This is a genomic window from Streptomyces sp. NPDC051578, from assembly GCF_044454045.1.
Taxonomy (GTDB): Bacteria; Actinomycetota; Actinomycetes; order Streptomycetales; family Streptomycetaceae; genus Streptomyces.
In genome coordinates this window covers 1,391,009-1,408,492 of sequence record NZ_JBITDH010000001.1, presented here as the reverse complement: position 1 = coordinate 1,408,492, position 17,484 = coordinate 1,391,009, and the positions used below count along the sequence as shown (strand labels likewise).

General features: G+C 72.0%; 11 protein-coding genes. 8 read left to right on the top strand and 3 right to left on the bottom strand.

Annotation, left to right across the window (positions count from 1 at the left end; genetic code table 11):
- The first annotated feature begins 60 nt into the window (after positions 1 to 60).
- Positions 61 to 2,709: an alpha-glucan family phosphorylase gene (glgP, locus tag ACIA6C_RS06220; RefSeq protein ID WP_399273266.1), complete on the top strand. Its 2,649-nt coding sequence runs from the start codon at positions 61 to 63 to the stop codon at positions 2,707 to 2,709.
- Positions 2,710 to 2,845: 136 nt separating this feature from the next.
- Here glgP and ACIA6C_RS06215 read toward each other — a convergent pair whose 3' ends face one another.
- On the bottom strand, positions 2,846 to 3,847 hold the full coding sequence (locus ACIA6C_RS06215) for an AsnC family transcriptional regulator (RefSeq protein WP_366078876.1): 1,002 nt from the start codon (positions 3,845 to 3,847) through the stop codon (positions 2,846 to 2,848).
- Between the two features lie 128 nt (positions 3,848 to 3,975).
- On the opposite strand from ACIA6C_RS06215, the gene ACIA6C_RS06210 reads away from it, so the two are divergent.
- Entirely contained in the window at positions 3,976 to 5,496 is a 1,521-nt protein-coding gene (locus ACIA6C_RS06210; protein ID WP_399273264.1) for an MFS transporter, read from the top strand.
- A gap of 193 nt (positions 5,497 to 5,689) precedes the next feature.
- Positions 5,690 to 6,649 (top strand): hypothetical protein, encoded by a 960-nt coding sequence (locus ACIA6C_RS06205; protein ID WP_399273262.1) that lies wholly within the window; start codon positions 5,690 to 5,692, stop codon positions 6,647 to 6,649.
- 230 nt (positions 6,650 to 6,879) lie between these two features.
- Here ACIA6C_RS06205 and ACIA6C_RS06200 read toward each other — a convergent pair whose 3' ends face one another.
- The gene (locus ACIA6C_RS06200; protein WP_399273260.1) at positions 6,880 to 9,150 is read right to left on the bottom strand and encodes a M4 family metallopeptidase; all 2,271 of its coding nucleotides are present in this window, start codon (positions 9,148 to 9,150) and stop codon (positions 6,880 to 6,882) included.
- A 381-nt stretch (positions 9,151 to 9,531) separates the two neighbouring features.
- Here ACIA6C_RS06200 and ACIA6C_RS06195 point away from each other — a divergent pair, with 381 nt between their 5' ends.
- A complete protein-coding gene (locus ACIA6C_RS06195) occupies positions 9,532 to 11,016 on the top strand; it encodes a sugar transferase (protein WP_399273258.1) in 1,485 nt (494 codons plus the stop codon).
- A gap of 16 nt (positions 11,017 to 11,032) precedes the next feature.
- On the opposite strand, the gene ACIA6C_RS06190 is transcribed toward ACIA6C_RS06195, so the two are convergent.
- Positions 11,033 to 11,986 (bottom strand): GDP-L-fucose synthase, encoded by a 954-nt coding sequence (locus tag ACIA6C_RS06190; RefSeq protein ID WP_366079999.1) that lies wholly within the window; start codon positions 11,984 to 11,986, stop codon positions 11,033 to 11,035.
- A 320-nt stretch (positions 11,987 to 12,306) separates the two neighbouring features.
- On the opposite strand from ACIA6C_RS06190, the gene gmd reads away from it, so the two are divergent.
- The 4 genes from gmd to ACIA6C_RS06170 all read left to right on the top strand — a co-directional run bounded on the left by gmd (position 12,307) and on the right by ACIA6C_RS06170 (position 17,476).
- Positions 12,307 to 13,320 carry a GDP-mannose 4,6-dehydratase gene (gene gmd / locus ACIA6C_RS06185; RefSeq protein WP_361128431.1) on the top strand — a complete coding sequence of 338 codons (1,014 nt, stop codon included), beginning with the start codon at positions 12,307 to 12,309 and terminating at the stop codon, positions 13,318 to 13,320.
- 246 nt (positions 13,321 to 13,566) lie between these two features.
- The gene (locus ACIA6C_RS06180; protein ID WP_399273255.1) at positions 13,567 to 16,347 is read left to right on the top strand and encodes a LamG-like jellyroll fold domain-containing protein; all 2,781 of its coding nucleotides are present in this window, start codon (positions 13,567 to 13,569) and stop codon (positions 16,345 to 16,347) included.
- 97 nt (positions 16,348 to 16,444) lie between these two features.
- Positions 16,445 to 17,122, top strand: coding sequence for a hypothetical protein (locus ACIA6C_RS06175; RefSeq protein WP_399273253.1), 678 nt, complete (start codon positions 16,445 to 16,447; stop codon positions 17,120 to 17,122).
- A 135-nt stretch (positions 17,123 to 17,257) separates the two neighbouring features.
- A complete protein-coding gene (locus ACIA6C_RS06170; RefSeq protein WP_329198438.1) occupies positions 17,258 to 17,476 on the top strand; it encodes a hypothetical protein in 219 nt (72 codons plus the stop codon).
- Positions 17,477 to 17,484: the final 8 nt, after the last annotated feature.

Below are 17,484 nucleotides of genomic sequence, written 5' to 3'. Positions count from 1 at the left end.
CGCGGGTGCACAGCGTGGTGCGGCCGCTCCGATCCGCAATCCCCTGCGAAGGTGGAACACGTGAAGGCTATCCGTCGATTCACCGTGCGCCCCGTCCTCCCCGAGCCGCTGCTGCCACTCGCCGACCTCGCGCGCAACCTGCGCTGGTCTTGGCACGCGGAAACCCGCGAACTCTTCCAATCCGTCGACCCCGAGGGCTGGCAGGCCGCTGCCGGCGACCCCGTGCGACTGCTCGGGGCCGTGTCAGCCGGCCGCCTGGAGGAGCTCGCCGGCGACCGGCGGTTCCTGCGGCGGCTGGCCGTGGCCGCCGCAGACCTCGATGACTACGTCCACGGCGGGAGGTGGTACCAGACCCACGAGAACGGCGGGGACCTGCCCGCCGCCATCGCCTACTTCTCGCCCGAGTTCGGGATCACCGCAGCCCTGCCGCAGTATTCCGGCGGGCTCGGGATCCTCGCCGGCGACCACCTCAAGGCCGCCAGCGACCTCGGCGTCCCCCTCATCGGCGTGGGACTGCTCTACCGCCACGGCTATTTCCGCCAGTCCCTCTCCCGTGACGGCTGGCAGCAGGAGCACTACCCCGTCCTCGATCCCAACGAGCTCCCCGTCGCCCTCGTCCGCGAGGCCGACGCCACGCCCGCCCGGGTGACCCTGAGCCTTCCGGGCGGCCGGTCGTTGCACGCGCACATCTGGCAAGCCCGCGTGGGCCGGGTCCCGCTGCTGCTGCTCGACTCCGACGTCGAGGACAACGACACCGCCGCCCGCGAGGTGACCGACCGGCTCTACGGCGGCGGCAGCGACCACCGGCTGCTCCAGGAGATGCTGCTCGGCATCGGCGGCGTCCGCGCCGTGCGGACGTACTGCCGGCTGACCGGTCACGCCGACCCCGAGGTGTTCCACACCAACGAGGGACACGCCGGATTCCTCGGCCTCGAACGCATAAGGGAACTCGAAGGTGACCGGGGGCTCGGCTTCGACGCCGCCGTGGAGGCGGTCCGCGCCGGCACCGTGTTCACGACGCACACCCCCGTCCCCGCCGGCATCGACCGCTTCGACCGCGCCCTGGTCGCCCGGCACTTCGGCGAGGGTGGCGAGCTGCCCGGCGTACCCGTCGAGCGGATCCTCGAACTGGGCGCGGAGTCCTACCCCGGAGGCGACCCCGGGGTGTTCAACATGGCCGTCATGGGCCTGCGCCTCGCCCAGCGCGCCAACGGCGTCTCCACCCTGCACGGCGCCGTCAGCCGGGGCATGTTCGCCGGACTGTGGCCCGGCTTCGACCCCGTCGACGTGCCGATCACCTCCATCACCAACGGCGTCCACGCGCCGACCTGGGTGGCGCCCGAGGTCATGCGGCTCGGCGCGCGCCAGATCGGGGCCGGCCGGACCGAGGACGCGCTCTCCGTCGGCGGGTCCCCGCGCTGGGACGCCGTGGCGGGCATCCCCGACCAGGAGGTCTGGGACCTGCGCCGGGTGCTCCGCGAGCAGCTGGTCCAGGAGGTGCGCGACCGGCTGCGGGCCTCCTGGAAGCAGCGCGGGGCCGCGGACGCCGAGCTGGGCTGGGTGGACGGCGTACTCGACCCCGACGTGCTGACCATCGGCTTCGCCCGCCGCGTCCCCTCCTACAAGCGGCTCACGCTGATGCTGCGCGATCCGGAGCGGCTGCGCCGGCTGCTGCTGGACCCGGACCGGCCGGTCCAGATCGTGGTGGCGGGCAAGGCGCACCCCGCCGACGACGGCGGCAAGCGCCTCGTCCAGGAACTGGTGCGGTTCTCCGACGACCCGCGGGTGCGCCACCGCATCGTCTTCCTGCCCGACTACGGCATGGCCATGGCGCAGAAGCTCTACCCGGGCTGCGACATCTGGCTGAACAACCCGCTGCGCCCGCTGGAGGCCTGCGGTACGAGCGGGATGAAGGCCGCGCTCAACGGCTGCCTCAACCTCTCCGTGCTCGACGGCTGGTGGGACGAGTGGTTCGAGCCCGACTTCGGCTGGGCCATCCCCACCGCCGACGGGGCCGGGACGGACATCGAGCGGCGCGACGACCTGGAGGCGAACGCCCTCTACGAGCTGATCGAGAGCCGGGTCGCCCCCCGCTTCTACGACCGGGCCGGGCGCAGCGGACTGCCCGAGCGGTGGATCGAGATGGTCCGGCGCACCCTGGTCTCCCTGGGGCCGAAGGTGCTCGCGGGGCGGATGGTGCGGGAGTACGTGGAGCGGCTCTACGCCCCCGCGGCGCTCGCCCACCGCGCCCTCGACCCGGAGGCGGCCCGGGACCTCGCCTGGTGGAAGGGCCGGGTCCGCGCGGCCTGGCCCCGGGTCACCGTCGAGCACGTGGAGGCGCTCGCCGCAGCGCCCGTCGGCGGGACCGCCGAGCTCGGGGCCACGCTCACCCTGCGGGTGCGGGTGGCGCTGGACACGCTCGCGCCGGAGGACGTGGAGGTGCAGGCCGTCGCCGGCCGGGTGGACGCGCAGGACGTGATCCAGGCCGCCCGGACATTCCCGCTGAAACCGGCCTCCGGGCCCGACCTGGAGGGCCGCTGGGTCTACGAGGGGCCGCTCGCCCTGGACCGTACGGGGCCCTTCGGCTACACCGTACGGATCCTGCCCGCGCACCCGCTGCTGGCGAGCCCGGCCGAACTGGGCCTGGTCGCGGGCCCGCAGGACGCCGGCGCCGACGCGGACGTGGCGGGCGGGGTACTGCTGAGGTGAGACCGGCGGGGGCGGGCGGCGGGGGCCCGTAGGGGCAGGCCCGAGGGCCACGGGCCCGAGCGGCAGGGTCCGAGCCGCAGGGCCCGAGCCGCAAGGCCGGGGGGCCGGGGCCTGAGCGCCCGCCTGCGCGGCAGGCCTAGGGGTCGACCAGCCGCCCGTCCTCCACCAGCATCCCGGCCCGCTTGATGTTCCGCAGGGTCGGGATCACCTCGACCCGCTCGATGCCGGGCACGGCGCCGATCCGTTCCGTCAGGTACGTGTACAGCGCGTCCGTGTCCCGGCAGACCACGACCGCCAGCAGGTTCGCCGCCCCGGTCACCGCGGCGGCGAACGGCACCTCCTCGTGCCGGGCGACCGCCGCGCCCACCTCCGCCAGCCGCGCGGGCGCCGCCGTCAGCATCAAGGTGGCCTCCGCCTCGTAGCCCAGCCGGGTGGGGACGAGCTCCACGTCCAGGTAGAGGGCCCCGAGCTCCCGCAGCCGCTCCAGGCGGCGACGCGCCGTGGACTCCGACAGGCCCGACGCGCGCGCCAGTTCGGGGTAGCCGGCCCTCCCGTCCCGGCCGAGCACCGACAGCAGCGCCAGCTCGACCTCGTCCAGGGTGTGCCGCTCCAGCCCCGGCAGGACCGGCGGCCGCTCCAGCGCCGCGACCTGCTCGGGCCGCAGCACGTCCAGCCCGCACCACCGCTCCGGTCCGCCGACGAAGATCCGCAGCAGCGTGTGCGCGCTGACCCCGGTCACCCGGCGGGTGCGCGGGAGCTTGTCCAGCAGCAGGCCGTCGCGGTCGGCGCGGGTGCGGGCCTTGGTCAGACAGTGGATCTCCGTCCCGCCCGAGCCCAGCTTGACCCAGGAGATGTCCGGCCGGCGGGCCAGCGCCTCGGCCACCACCAGCGCCGCGTCGGGCGCGCACTGCACGCGCAGCCATGACTCGAACAGCCCGACGCGGCGCCCCTGGGGCATGCCGATCACCCGGATCAGGCCGCCGGTCCGCATCCGCCGGTAACGGCGCACCACCGTTTGGTCGGAGACCTCCAGCACCTCGGCGAGCCGGCTGAACGGAGCCCGCCCGTCGATCATCAACGCCTGGATCAGGGAGCGGTCGAGGAGGTCGAGCTCCTCGTTCGGCACGGTCCGGTTCATGCTTTCCATCATCCCAGAGCCGCCCATGACAGAAATCCGTCGGCAGACCGGGGCCGGGTGTGGGATGCGGGGCCGGCGCTGAGACCTTGGGGTCACCGATGACGCGAAACCCCCACAAGGAGAGATTCATGCGTAAGTGGCTGCCGCTGACTGCGGTCTGTCTGGGGGCCTTCATGCTCCTGGTCGACGTCACGATCGTGACCGTCGCCCTGCCGGACATGGCCGCCGACATGCACACCGGGTTCTCGGCCCTCCAATGGGTGATGGACGTCTACGCGCTGGCGCTGGCGGCCCTGCTGCTCGGCGCGGGCTCCCTCGCCGACCGGATCGGCCGGCGCCGCGTCTACCTGGGCGGCCTCGTGCTCTTCGCCGCCGCCTCGCTGGCCTGCGGCCTGGCCACCGGCCCCGCCGTCCTGATCACCTTCCGCGCCGTACAGGGCCTCGGCGGAGCGGCGATGTTCGCCACCACCATGGCCCTGCTCAGCGCCGCGTACCAGGGCCGCGACCGCGGCGTCGCCTTCGGCGTGTGGGGCGCGGTCAACGGAGCCGCCGCCGCGGCCGGGCCGATCATCGGCGGGCTGCTGACCGAGCACTTCGGCTGGCGCTGGATCTTCTACATCAACCTGCCCGTCTGCGCCCTGGCCGTGTACGTCACCCTCAAGGCGGTCGCCGATTCCCGAGACCCGCACGCCAAGGGCCTCGACCTGCCCGGCATGACCGCCTTCACCGCGGGCGCGGGGATCGTCACGTACGCACTGATCCGGGCCGGCGAGAACGGCTGGACCTCCGCCGCCACCCTCGGCCTCCTCGGCCTCGGCGCGGCCGCCTTCGCCGTCTTCGTGCTCGTCGAACTGCGCACCGCCCGCCCGATGCTGGACCTCTCGCTGTTCCGCAGCAGGACCTTCGTCGGTGTCATGGCCGCCGCGCTGCTGCTGTCCGGGGCGGCGTTCTCGTACCTGATGTACGTCTCCCTTTGGCTCCAGTCCGTCGAGGGGATGAGCCCGGTCGGCGCGGGCCTGGTGGTGGTGCCGCTGAGCCTGGCCTCGTTCCTCGTCTCGGCGCTGGCCGGGCGGCTCCTGCACGGTGCCCCGGCGCGGCTGACCGTAGGCGGCGGGCTGGCGCTCATCGGGGCGGGCGCGCTGCTCCAGGCCTGGATGCTGGACGCCGGTGACGGCTGGCCGGCGCTGGTCCCGGGCCTGGTGATGACGGGGGCCGGGGTGGGTGCGGCGATCCCGTCGCTGGCGGCCACGGCGATGGGGGCGGTGGCCCCGGCCCGGGCGGGCATGGCCGGAGGCGCGCTGAACACGGCGCGGCAGCTGGGGATGGCCTTCGGCATCGCGGTGCTCGGCTCCCTCTTCCACGCCGGGCTGGCGGACGGGCTCGCCGGATCCGGTCAGGCGCGCGGTACCGCCGAAGCGCTCGCGTCCGGCGGCGCGGGGCGGCTGCTGGCGGCGGCCCCGGCAGCGAAGGCGTGGGTGGAGGCGGCCTTCGTGAACGGGCTGCGGGAGACCTTCGTGGCCTCGGGGGTGATGGGTCTGCTGGGCGCCCTCGCCGTCGTGTTGCTGATCCGCTCGGCGGGGCGGAGCGCGGGCGCGCCGCAGGCCGGTGGCCGGCCCGCGGAGGCCGTGGCGGTGCCGGACCCGGTCTGAGCGCGGGACGCGGCGGCAGCCGCGGGGCCCGCCGCCGCGGTGACTGCCGTATCGGCCCCGCGGACCGATCCAGGAGGGTGAACCTTCGACCGCGCTGGCCATGCTGAATCGTTTTGTCCGAATCGTCCGCTCTTACGCTCCCGCTGGAAGCCACCGGACCCGGCGTTCCAGCCGACCAGAGAACGGACTCTTCATGCGTGCTCGTACCACCGCCGCCGCACTCCTCGGTGCCCTTGCCCTCGTCCTGCCCACCGCGGGCGCCACCGTGGCGGCGGATCACGACGACGATGACGGCCGCCGCCCGCTGGGCCGCCTGGAGTACCTCGTCGACGACGACGACGAGGTGGGCGGCGACGAGCACCGCCAGATCCGCCCGGCGGACAACGACACCTGCTACAGGCTGACGGGCACCTCGTGGGAGAACCCGGCGACCACCGTGCGCAACGAGACGGAGTCGCTGGCGGTGCTGTTCCGGGACCGTGAGTGCGGCGAGCGGGCGGAGCGGGTGCTGGCGCCGGGGGAGCGGGCGCACGGCGTCCAGGTCCGCTCGGTGCTCTTCAAGCCGGTGGACGACGAGGACAACGAGGGCCGCCACGACGGACGCAACGACGGCTGGAACAACGGGCGCCACGACGGGAACGACGACGAGTCGGGCAACGGCGACGAGGACCGGGGCCGCCGCCGCGAAGCCGGGCCGGGCATGGCGGGGGCGCCGGTGCAGAGCGGCGCCAAGCCGGCCGTGCAGGAGATGGTGAAGCCGCCCGTGGACGAGCCGGCCGCGCAGCCGGCCGACGAGCAGCCCCGCGAGGAGCAGGCCCGCGACGAGCAGGCGCCTCAGGAGCAGCAGGCGCGCGACGAGCAGGCCCGCGAGGAGCAGGCCCGCGACGAGCAGGCGCCTCAGGAGCAGCAGGCGCGTGACGAGCAGGCGCGTGACGAGCAGGCCCGCGAGGAGCAGGCCCGTCAGGACCAGGCCCAGCGCGAGGAACTGGCCCGCCAGGAGGAGATGGCCCGTCAGGACCAGGCGCAGCGGGACGAGCAGGCGCGCATGGAGCAGCAGGCCCGCGAGGAGCAGGACCGGCGCGAAGAGGAGCAGGGCCGCGCCGGCGAGCAGGGTCCCGACATGTTCGACCGCATCTTCGGCGCCATCGACTGACCTGACCTGACCTGACCTGACCTGACCCGGCCTGACTTGCAGCCGCGGGGCGGGCGGACCGCACGACGCGCAAGAGCCCGGCACCCCCGTGGTGCCGGGCCCTTGCACGTCGCGGACACGTCGTTCAAGCCCTATGGAACAGGGCCGCCCGGGGAGGTCGTCTCCCGGGCGGCCCCGCGATCAATCGGACGAGCCGGGTTTCGGCTCGGCCCCCGTCACCCCTGTCGGGGTCAGAAGGTGAGCTTCCAGCTGTTGATGTAGCCGGTGTCCGCGGAGGCGAGGTCCGCCACCCGCAGCTTCCAGACACCCTGGGCGACCTCGGAGGAGGCGTTCACGGTGAAGCTCTGGACGATGTTGTCCGCGCTGCCGCCGGTGCGGTTGCGCAGGTTGTAGACGGAGCCGTCGGGGGCGACCAGGTCGACCCGCAGGTCACCGACGTAGGTGTGGACGATGTTGACGTCCACCTTGAGGGTGCTCGGGGCGTTGCCCGTGCGGGTCACCGTGATCGGGGACTCGACGGTCGAGTTGTCCGCGATCTGGTAGTCGTTCGTGTTCTCGAACACGTTCTGCTCGACCGTGCCGACGGTCCAGGTGAAGGACGCCGTACCCGTCTTGCCCGCGGAGTCGGTCACCGTGACGGTCACGTTGGACGTGCCCGCGGTGGTGGCGGTACCCGAGATCAGACCGGTGGAGGAGTTGATCGACAGGCCGGCCGGCAGACCGGTCGCCGCGTAGCTGAGCGCACCCGGGTTGGTGCTGGTCGCCTGGACCTGAAGGCTCACAGCGGTGTTGACCTGGGTGGTCTGGTTGGCGATCGGGGTGACCGAGACGCCGGAGGTGATGCGGGCCCCGACGTTGATGCCCGCCCAGGCGTTGGCCACGTTGTTGTACGTGGTCGAGCCCTGGCCGTACAGGTCGGCGGCGGCCTGGAGGGTCGCGGTACGGGCGGCCGCGTAGTTGGTGTTCGACTTGAAGTAGCCGACCGTCAGCGCGCGGAACCAGATCTTCGCGGCGGCGTCGCGGCCGATCGCGGTGACCGGGAGGTTGTCGGAGGTCGGCGAGTTGTAGCTGACCCCGTTGATGACCTTGGCGCCGGAGCCCTCGGACATCAGGTAGTAGACGTGGTTCGCCGGGCCCGAGGAGTAGTGGACGTCGAGGCCGCCGAGGCTGGAGGACCAGTAGTCCTTGGACCCGCCGTCCTTGCTCGGCTTGTCCATGTAGCGCAGCGGGGTGCCGTCGCCGTTGATGTCGATCTTCTCGCCGACCAGGTAGTCGCCGACGTCCTGCGGGTTGTTGGCGTAGAACTCGACGTTCGCCGCCATGATGTCGGAGGTCGCCTCGTTCAGACCCCCGGGCTCACCGCTGTAGGTCATGTTGCCGGTGACCGAGGTCAGACCGTGCGTCATCTCGTGCGCGGCCACGTCGATGGACGTCAGCGGGTGCGTGTTGCTGGTGCCGTCGCCGTACGTCATGCAGAAGCAGCCGTCGTCCCAGAACGCGTTGACGTAGGCGTTGCCGTAGTGGACCCGGCTGTACGGGGCGACGCCGTCGTTGCGCAGGCCGTTGCGGCCGTGCACGTTCTTGTAGTAGTCCCACGTCAGCTGGGCGCCGTAGTGGGCGTCCGCGCCGGCGGTCTCCCGGTTGGAGGCGGCGCCGTTGCCCCAGACGTCGGTGGTGTTGGTGAAGAGCGTGCCGGTGCCGGAGCTGCCGCCCTTGAGGTCGTAGGTCTTGTGGCCGCCGCGGCCGGCGTCGGTCAGCGTGTAGTTGCTGCCCGACTGCGAGGTGCCCATCGTGACCTGGCCGCTGTACATGGTGTTGCCGGTGCCGGTCTCGATGGCCTGCCACTGGGTGATCTTCGCGCCGGTCTTGGCGTCGGTGACCACGTGCAGTTCGCTCGGGGTGCCGTCGTCCTGGAGGCCGCCGACGACGGTCTCGAAGGCGAGGACCGGCGCGCCCTCGGCCGCCCAGATCACCTTGCGGGCGTTCTTGGAGGGCTTGGCCTGCTTGGCGCCCGCGGCGTTGGCCGAGGAGACGGCCTGGCTCTCGGCCGCCGAGGGGGCGACGGAGGGGCTGGTGTCCGCCACGCTGATCTCGTGGTTGGTGGCCTTGGTCACGCTCTTGGTGACGCCGCCCTTGGCGTGGACCGTCAGGTCACCGCCGAGCACGGGTATGCCGTCGTAGGTGCGCTCGTACGTGGTGTGGGTGGTGCCGTCGGCGTCCTGGACCACATCGCGGACGACCAGGCGCTCCTTGCCGCCGAGGCCGAGGGCCTTGGCCGCCTGCACCGTGGTCGAGTTGGCGTCGGCGAGGAGCGTCGCACGCTCCGAAGCGCTGAGCAGGCGGGCGGCCGCGCCCGGGTTGGGCTGAGCCGCCTTGGTGGACTGCGACGACGCTGTGGCGTCGGCGCTGGCGGATCCGGCCTGAATGCCTACGGCGAGCAGGGCCGCGGCGGCGACGAGGGCGCCGGCCGCGGTGGCGCGCCGCTGGGGGGTGTGACTCAACGCAAACTCCTTCTGCAAGGGGGGTTCCGGACGGCTGGGTGGGCCACCGGGCAGATCAGGGCTGGTGCGATGAACGGTCGAAGAGTGTCACCTGCGGGCGTCGATGTCAGGGCCACATCAAAAGGTTGGCTGGAAACAGTCCGTTGTCCGAAGAGACGTATCCGGTATCCGAACCATTCACTTTTGTATGAGAGAAGCCGCCGAAACATCCGGAACTACAGATACCGGTTGCTAACACTTGAGCAACGAGGGACCTCGTTAACGCAAACGGCATTTACCGTACGGGTGTTTGTCGTACTGTTTCCCGGTGCGTCAGATGCCCGTCGCCAGGGGAAGCCGCGGGCACACGCCACTGTCATAGACCACGTGCCAGGGGGGCCCATGAGGCATGTCCATTTTCCTGCGCAAAGAGTGGCCGGGGCGGCCGTCGATCCGATCGCGTCGAGTTCCGCGCCCCCGGGCCGGCTCGGCGACAAGGCCCGCTGGTACCTTCCCGCGGCGGTCACGGCCGACTTCCTGGGTGCGGCCGTCCCCGTAGGACTCGTCTTCGACGCGGCGCAGCAGGCCCGGCCCGTCTACTGCGCAGTCGGTGCGGCCCTCGCGTGGACGGCGGTACAGGCGCTGCGTCGACGGTACGCGACCCGGGTGCTCGGTGAGTCCCGCGGAGTGCTGCCCGTCGTGCACGACTGGCTGATTCTGATCGGCGTCCTCGCCGTCGCCCGCGTGGTGACCGGCGAAAGCACCCCGCGGCTGGCGGCGCTGGGGGCGCTGCTGCCCGCCCTGCTCATCACCGTCGCCTGCCACAAGCTGACCTACCGCCACCTCTTCGCCGCCCGCAGGGAGGCCCAGGCGGTCAGCCGGGTCCTGGTCGTCGGCGAACCCGAGGCCGCCGAAGGGGTGATCGCGCACCTCGCCTCGCGCACCGACCACCCCTACGTGGTCGTCGGCGTCGTCCCGGTCGGCGAAGGCCGGCTGGACGGCGGTGTGCCCGTCGCGGCGCGGCTGGACGCGGTCTCGTATGGCCGGAACGAGGACGCCACCGCCGTGCTCGGCGCCGTCCGCACCCACCACGCCGACCTGGTGCTCGTGGCTCCGGGCGTGCGGATCGCCGGGGAGCGGCTGCGCCGGATCGCCTGGGCGCTGCACGACGCCGGGCTGGAACTGGCCGTCTTCCCCGGTCTGGTGGAGATATCCGTCAAGCGGCTGGAGACCCTCTCCGCGGGCGGGCTCGCCGTGCTGCGGATCGCGCCGCCCGTGCGCAGGGGCGTGCAGCCGCTGCTCAAGGCGGCGCTGGACCGGGCGGGGGCCGCCGTCGGACTGCTGCTGCTGTCGCCGCTCTTCCTCGCGCTGGTGCTGGCGATACGTCTCGGCTCGCGCGGGCCGGCCTTCTACAGCCAGCGCCGGATCGGGCGCGACGGGGTCCCGTTCGTCATGTGGAAGTTCCGCACGATGGTCGTGGACGCCGACCGGCTGAAGGCGGAGCTGGCGGGGGCCAACGAGAACGACGGCCTGATGTTCAAGATGCGCAGGGACCCCCGTGTCACCCGGGTGGGCCGGCTGCTGCGCCGGACCTCGATGGACGAACTGCCCCAGCTGTTCAACGTGCTGACGGGCAGCATGTCCCTCGTCGGCCCGCGCCCGCCGCTGCCCGAGGAGGTGGCCCGGTACGACGAGACCGAGCTGCGCCGGCTGACCGTGCGGCCGGGTATGACGGGTCTGTGGCAGATCAGCGGCCGGTCGGACCTGTCCTGGGACGAAACGATTCAGCTCGATCTGCAGTACGTCGACAACTGGTCCTTCACCAGCGATGTCGACGTCATGGGCCGTACGCTCCGCGCCGTCGTCGACGGCCGCGGAGCGTACTGAGGGGCCGGCCTTGCGATCAGCGCGACGTCTGCGAGTCGAGCCACCAGCGGTAGGTGGACGCGATGCCGTCGCGCAGCGGGATGCCGGGCTTCCAGCCCAGCGACGTCAGGCGGCTGACGTCCAGCAGCTTGCGGGGCGTCCCGTCCGGCTTGGAGGTGTCCCAGGCGAGCCGGCCCTCGAAGCCGGTCACCTCGGCGACCGTCTCGGCCAGTGCCTTGATGGTGAGGTCCTCGCCGCAGCCGATGTTGACGGGCTCGTCGCCGTCGTAGCGCTCCAGCAGCACCGCGCAGGCGGCGGCGAGGTCGTCCACGTGCAGGAACTCGCGGCGCGGGGTGCCCGATCCCCACAGCGTCACCTCCTCGCGCCCCTCGGCCGCCGCCTCGTGGAAGCGGCGGATCAGGGCGGGCAGGACGTGCGAGGACTCCAGGTCGAAGTTGTCCCCCGGGCCGTACAGGTTCGTGGGCATGGCCGAGACGTACGAGGCGCCGTACTGCTTGCGGTACGACTGGACCTGCACGATCCCGGCGATCTTGGCGAGGGCGTAGGCCTCGTTGGTCGGCTCCAGCGGGCCGGTCAGCAGGGCGTCCTCGCTGATGGGCTGCGGGGCCAGCTTCGGGTAGATGCAGGAGGAGCCCAGGAACAGCAGCCGGCCCACCCCGGCGGCGTGCGCCCCGGCGATGACGCTGAGCTGGATCTTGAGGTTGTCCTCCAGGAACTGCACCGGGTAGGTGCTGTTGGCCATGATCCCGCCGACCTTGGCGGCGGCCAGCACCACGGCGTCGGGGCGGACGTCCCGCAGGTACGCCTCGGTCGCGGCGCCGTCGCGCAGGTCGAGCTCGGCGCGGCTGCGGGTGAGCACCTCGTGGCCGTCGGCGGTCAGCCGCCGGGCGACCGCGGACCCCACGAGGCCGCGGTGGCCGGCGACGAAGACGCGGGCGTGCGGGGGCAGGAGCGGCAGCGAACTTGTCATACCGCCGATGATGCCAGTCCGCTGCCCCGGGTTTACGGGGGAGGGGCGGCCCGGGGCCGCGGGGGCCTTCGGCGGTGCGGCCGGGGCCGAATGCGGTGGGGGAGGTTCCGGAACGGGCGTGTACGGTACCCATCCGGCCCCCGGGGCCGGGCCCTCGGCGTTGCGCGCGCCGCGGCCGAGGGCCCGCCCGCCCCGCACTGCGGGCCGCCGCCCTCCACGGCGCGGCGGGCCCGCCGCACACCATGAGGCGCAGCCTCGACAGGGCCGGTGGAAGACCGCCGGCCGGCACGACAGACCGCAACGACAACCAGGGGGACCCTATGGGCAAGACCGCACTGATCACCGGCGTCACCGGGCAGGACGGCTCGTACCTCGCCGAGCTCCTGCTCTCCAAGGGGTACACGGTGCACGGGCTCGTGCGGCGCTCCTCCAGCTTCAACACGGAGCGGATCGACCACATCTACCAGGACCCGCAGACCGAGAACCGCTCCCTCGTGCTGCACCACGCGGACCTGTCCGACGGCGTCGCCCTGGTGAACCTGCTGCGCGACATACGCCCCGACGAGGTCTACAACCTCGGTGCGCAGTCGCACGTCCGCGTCTCCTTCGACGCACCCCTCTACACCGGTGACGTCACCGGCCTCGGCGCGCTGCGCCTGCTGGAGGCCATCCGCGCCAGCGGCGTGGACACCCGTATCTACCAGGCCTCGTCCTCGGAGATGTTCGGCTCCACCCCGCCGCCGCAGAACGAGCAGACGCCGTTCCACCCCCGCAGCCCCTACGGCGCGGCCAAGGTCTTCGCGTACTGGACGACGGTGAACTACCGTGAGGCGTACGACATGTTCGCGGTGAACGGGATCCTCTTCAACCACGAGTCCCCGCGCCGCGGCGAGACCTTCGTGACCCGCAAGATCACCCGCGCGGTCGCCCGGATCAAGGCCGGTCTCCAGGACCACCTCTACCTCGGCAACCTCGACGCCGTCCGCGACTGGGGCTACGCGCCGGAGTACGTCGACGCCATGTGGCGGATGCTCCAGCAGGACGAGCCCACCGACTACGTGGTCGCCACCGGGGTCGCCGCGACCGTCCGCGAGTTCGTCGAATCCTCCTTCGGCCACGCCGGCCTCGACTGGACCGAGCACGTGCGCTACGACCCGAAGTACGAGCGCCCCAGCGAGGTCGACGCCCTCATCGGCGACGCCTCCAAGGCGCAGGAGATCCTCGGCTGGAAGCCGACGGTCCTGGTGGCCGAACTCGCTCGGATCATGGTCGACGCCGACATCCGGCAGGTGGAGGACCAGTTGGCGGGCGTAACGGTCCGCATCGACCGCTAGAAGCCTTATATTTCCCCTAGATTTGCCGTGTCCCGGTCATGACGTGCAGGTCCCTGCCCCCGTGACCGGGGCAAACCTGCCGTATGTCCGCCGTGCGCCCTCCGTGTGGAACCTGTTGATTCCAAGTTGGTATGCAATGGGTCAAGTGAGGTGACCGGGCCCTCGCGTGAGCCCTAGTCTGCGCCAGTACATATGGCTGTTCGGATAGTTCCAGCCATCAAACCGGGCGATTGCCCTGGGGGGCTCATGCGTAGATCCAGAGGGCTGACTGCTGCCCTCGTCCTGTCACTGGCCGGGGCCGGCACCGGCTTGGGCCTGGTGCTGATGCCCGAGGCGTCCGCCATCACGCCGCCCGTGGCATTCACCGCCGACGAACTGCCGACCTGGCAGCCCAACGGCATCGTCTGGGCGATGGCCCAGGCGAACGGCACCGTCTTCGCCGGCGGCACCTTCTCGACGGTCCGCCCGCCGGACGGCAGCGGCAGCGGCACCGAGCAGGAAGCGGTGAACTTCGTGGCGCTCGACGCCGCGACGGGCGCCCCCACCTCCTGCAAGCTGGCCTTCACCGTCGGCGACGGCAGCGCGACCGTGCGGACCCTGGCCGTCTCGAAGGACAAGAAGACCCTGTACGCGGGCGGCTACTTCGGCGCCGTCAACGGCACGCCGGTCTCCAGCGTCGCCGCGATCGACATCGAGACCTGCACCCCCAAGGCTTCGTTCCACCCGAGCTTCCCCGCCACCGTGCGCGCGTTCGCCGTCAGCGACGACACGCTGTACGCGGCCGGCGACTTCACCACCGTCGAGGGCCAGACCCGCGAGCGGTTCGCCGCGGTCGACGCCACCTCCGGTGCCCTGAGGCCCTTCGTCGCCAACGCCGACGAGCCCGGCCGCGCGGTCGCGGTCACCCCCGACGGCAAGAACGTGCTGCTGGGCGGTGACTTCTTCACGGTCAACGGCCAGAACACGCACGCGCTGGCGGTCGTGAACTCCGCGACGGGCGCAGTCGCCAAGACGTACGGCAACATCCCGTCCAACTCGGTCGTCAAGTCGATCGCGACCGACGCGACCGGCTTCTACACGGGCAACGAGGGCTCCGGCGGCGGCGTCTTTGACGGCCGCATCGGTCTCAACCTCAGCGACTTCAGCGAGAAGTGGCGGGACCGCTGCCTCGGCGCGACCCAGTTCGTCCTGCCGTACGACGGAGTGCTCTACAGCTCCTCGCACGCCCACGACTGCACGCTCAACGGCGAGTACCCCGACGGCCGCCGTCACCACCTGCTGGCCCAGCCCACCGACTACCAGGGCGCGCCCCCCGCCCCGGTGGACGGTTTCGTGGCCAGCCCCCGCAAGCTCGGCTGGTTCCCCGACACCAACGACGGCCTCGGCGAGGGCATCGGCCCGCGCGTCATGGCGGTCGCCGACAAGGGCGACACCAAGTACATGTGGGTGGGCGGCGAGTTCACCACCGTCAACGGCGTCGCGCAGCAGGGCCTCACCCGCTTCGCCTCCACCGGTGACGTCGGCGCCCCGACCACCCCGGTCGCCAGCGCCGCGAGCGTCAAGCCCGGCGAGGTCCAGGTCCGCTGGCGCACCAGCTACGACGAGGACGACAGCAAGCTGACCTACCGGATCTACCGCAACGGCTCCTCGACCCCGGCGCACACCATGACCGCCGACTCCCTGGAGTTCGAGCGGCAGCAGGCCTCCTGGACCGACACCACGGTCAAGGCCGGCCAGTCCTACACCTACCGCGTGACCGCGACCGACGCCGCGGGCAACACCAGCGCGCTGTCGGCCACCGCCTCGGTGACCGTCCCCGCCTCGGTCCAGTCGTACCCGAACCAGGTGCGCGCCGACGGCGCCAACCTGTACTGGCGCTACGACGACACCGTCAGCCCCTACGTCGCCGACTCCTCCACCGGCGGCAACACCAGCGGCATCCAGCTGAACGCCCCGGCCCTGCGCCAGACGCCCGGTGCCGTCTCCGGCGCCAGCACCGCGATGGGCTTCAACGGCAGCAGCCAGCAGGTGTACAGCGACCACCGCCAGACGGTCGGCGGCAGCTACACCATCGAGACCTGGTTCAAGACGAACACCACGCGCGGCGGCAAGCTGATCGGCTTCGGCGACAACACCGACCGCAACAGCGGCTCGTACGACAAGCAGCTGTACATGACCAACGCGGGCCGTCTGGTCTTCGGCGTGTACAACGGCTCGACCCGGACCATCTCCACCGGCCTGTTCGAGACGTACAACGACAACAAGTGGCACCACGTCGTCGGCACTCAGGGCCCCTCGGGCATGGCGCTGTACGTCGACGGTCAGAACAAGGGCACGCTGAACGTCACGGGCTCCCAGCAGTACGCCGGTTTCTGGCACGTGGGCGGCGACAACCTCAGCAGCTGGCCGAACCGTCCGACGAGCAACTTCTTCGCCGGGCAGATCGACGAGACGGCCGTCTACCCGACGGCGCTGACCCAGGCCCAGGTCAAGAACCACTACGACCTTGCCAAGGCCCCCACCGACACGGTCTCCAAGGTCGTGGCGACCGAGGACACCTACATCAACCAGGGCGCCCCGAGCCAGGCCTACGGCACGTCCACCTCGCTCGCGGTGCGCGGCACCTCGGCGTACGAGACGTACCTGCGCTTCAACCTGCCGGCCGCCCCGGCCGGGACGGTCCTCAAGGCGGCCTCGCTCCAGGTCAAGACCACGACGCAGACCGGCGCCGGTACGGCCGACACCGTGACCGTGGTACCGGTCACCGGCACCTGGAGCGCCGCGGGCACGACGTTCAACACCAAGCCGACCCTCGGCACCACCCCGCTCGGATCCCTCGCGGGCGCTCCGGACGGCTCGGCGATCCAGAACGTCGAACTGGACACCACCGCCGTCTCCGCGGTGCTGGGCACCGGCTACAGCATGGCCCTGACGAGCACGGGCACCGACCCGCTGTGGATCTGGTCCTCGGAGGCCACGGCCGCGGACGCCGCACCGCAGCTGATCCTCACCTTCGGCCCCAAGTAACGGCCGAGCCACCACCCGCCTGACGGAGTACGGGGCCTGCCCGCGCGGCAGGCCCCGTACTCCTTTGTCCACCACCGGCAAGTACGGGAGCCCCCTGATGTACCGACGCTCCGCAGCGGCTGCTGTTCTGCTGGCCGCCGCCCTGACCCTGACCGCCTGCAGTTCGGACGGCGACGTGAAGGCCGACCCGGCGGGCGCCAAGCCGAAGCCGCCGGCCGCCTCCCCGGCGCCGGACCCCGCCGACAGCCCGGGCGCGCCGGCCTCACCCGGGGCGAAGCCGTCCGGTCCGGTCCTCCCCGACTCGAAGCTCGTCCCCAAGACGGGCAGTTTCACCGAGACGGAGAAGAAGTACCTGAGCGGCCGGGTCCCGGAGAAGATGGACCCCGCGGCCGTCCTCCAGACGGGTCAGGAGTCCTGCCAGCGGGTGGAGCGCACGGCGAAGCACGACAAGGACGCGGCCACCGGGGCCATCGTCGCGGGTGAGATCCCGGGTGCGAAGGACGCCATCCCGTTCCTGTGCCCGGAGCAGAAGCCGATCCTGGCCGCCGCCGAGAAGGGCTTCGGCGACGGCCGCCACCAGTCGCCCGCCCCGGGCACCTACCGGGCGCTGACCCAGAGCACCACCTGCTCCTGGGAGGCGAAGGGCAGTGACGGATCGGTCCTCGCCTCGGGCCCCGCGGCCCCGCCGAAGGCCGGTGACAAGATCACGGCGACGATCCCGGCGGGAACCGCCGAGTTCGACTCGACCGCCTGCTACGCCTGGATCCCCGCGTAGGCGGGCACGACCGTACGAGAACGCCCCCGCGGGCCGGACCACCGCCGCGGGGGCGTTTGCGTGCCGGGGCGTTTCCATGTCCGGCGCGGGGGTAGTCGCGCCGTCACAACACCACGAACGTGGAGGCGACTTGACATGCGAGGCATTGGCGGCTGCATAGCCCTGATCGTGGTGGGGGCCATCCTCACCTTCGCGAGCGACTGGCGGATGGAGGGGGTCAACCTCCCCCTCGTCGGCCTGATCATGATGGCGGCGGGCGCGATCGGCCTGGCCGTGTACTCCAGCGTGCTGCGCCGCCGCCGGGCGGCCGGGGTGCTCCCCGTGGTCGAGGAGCGGGGCCGCGACATCATCTGACGCACGCC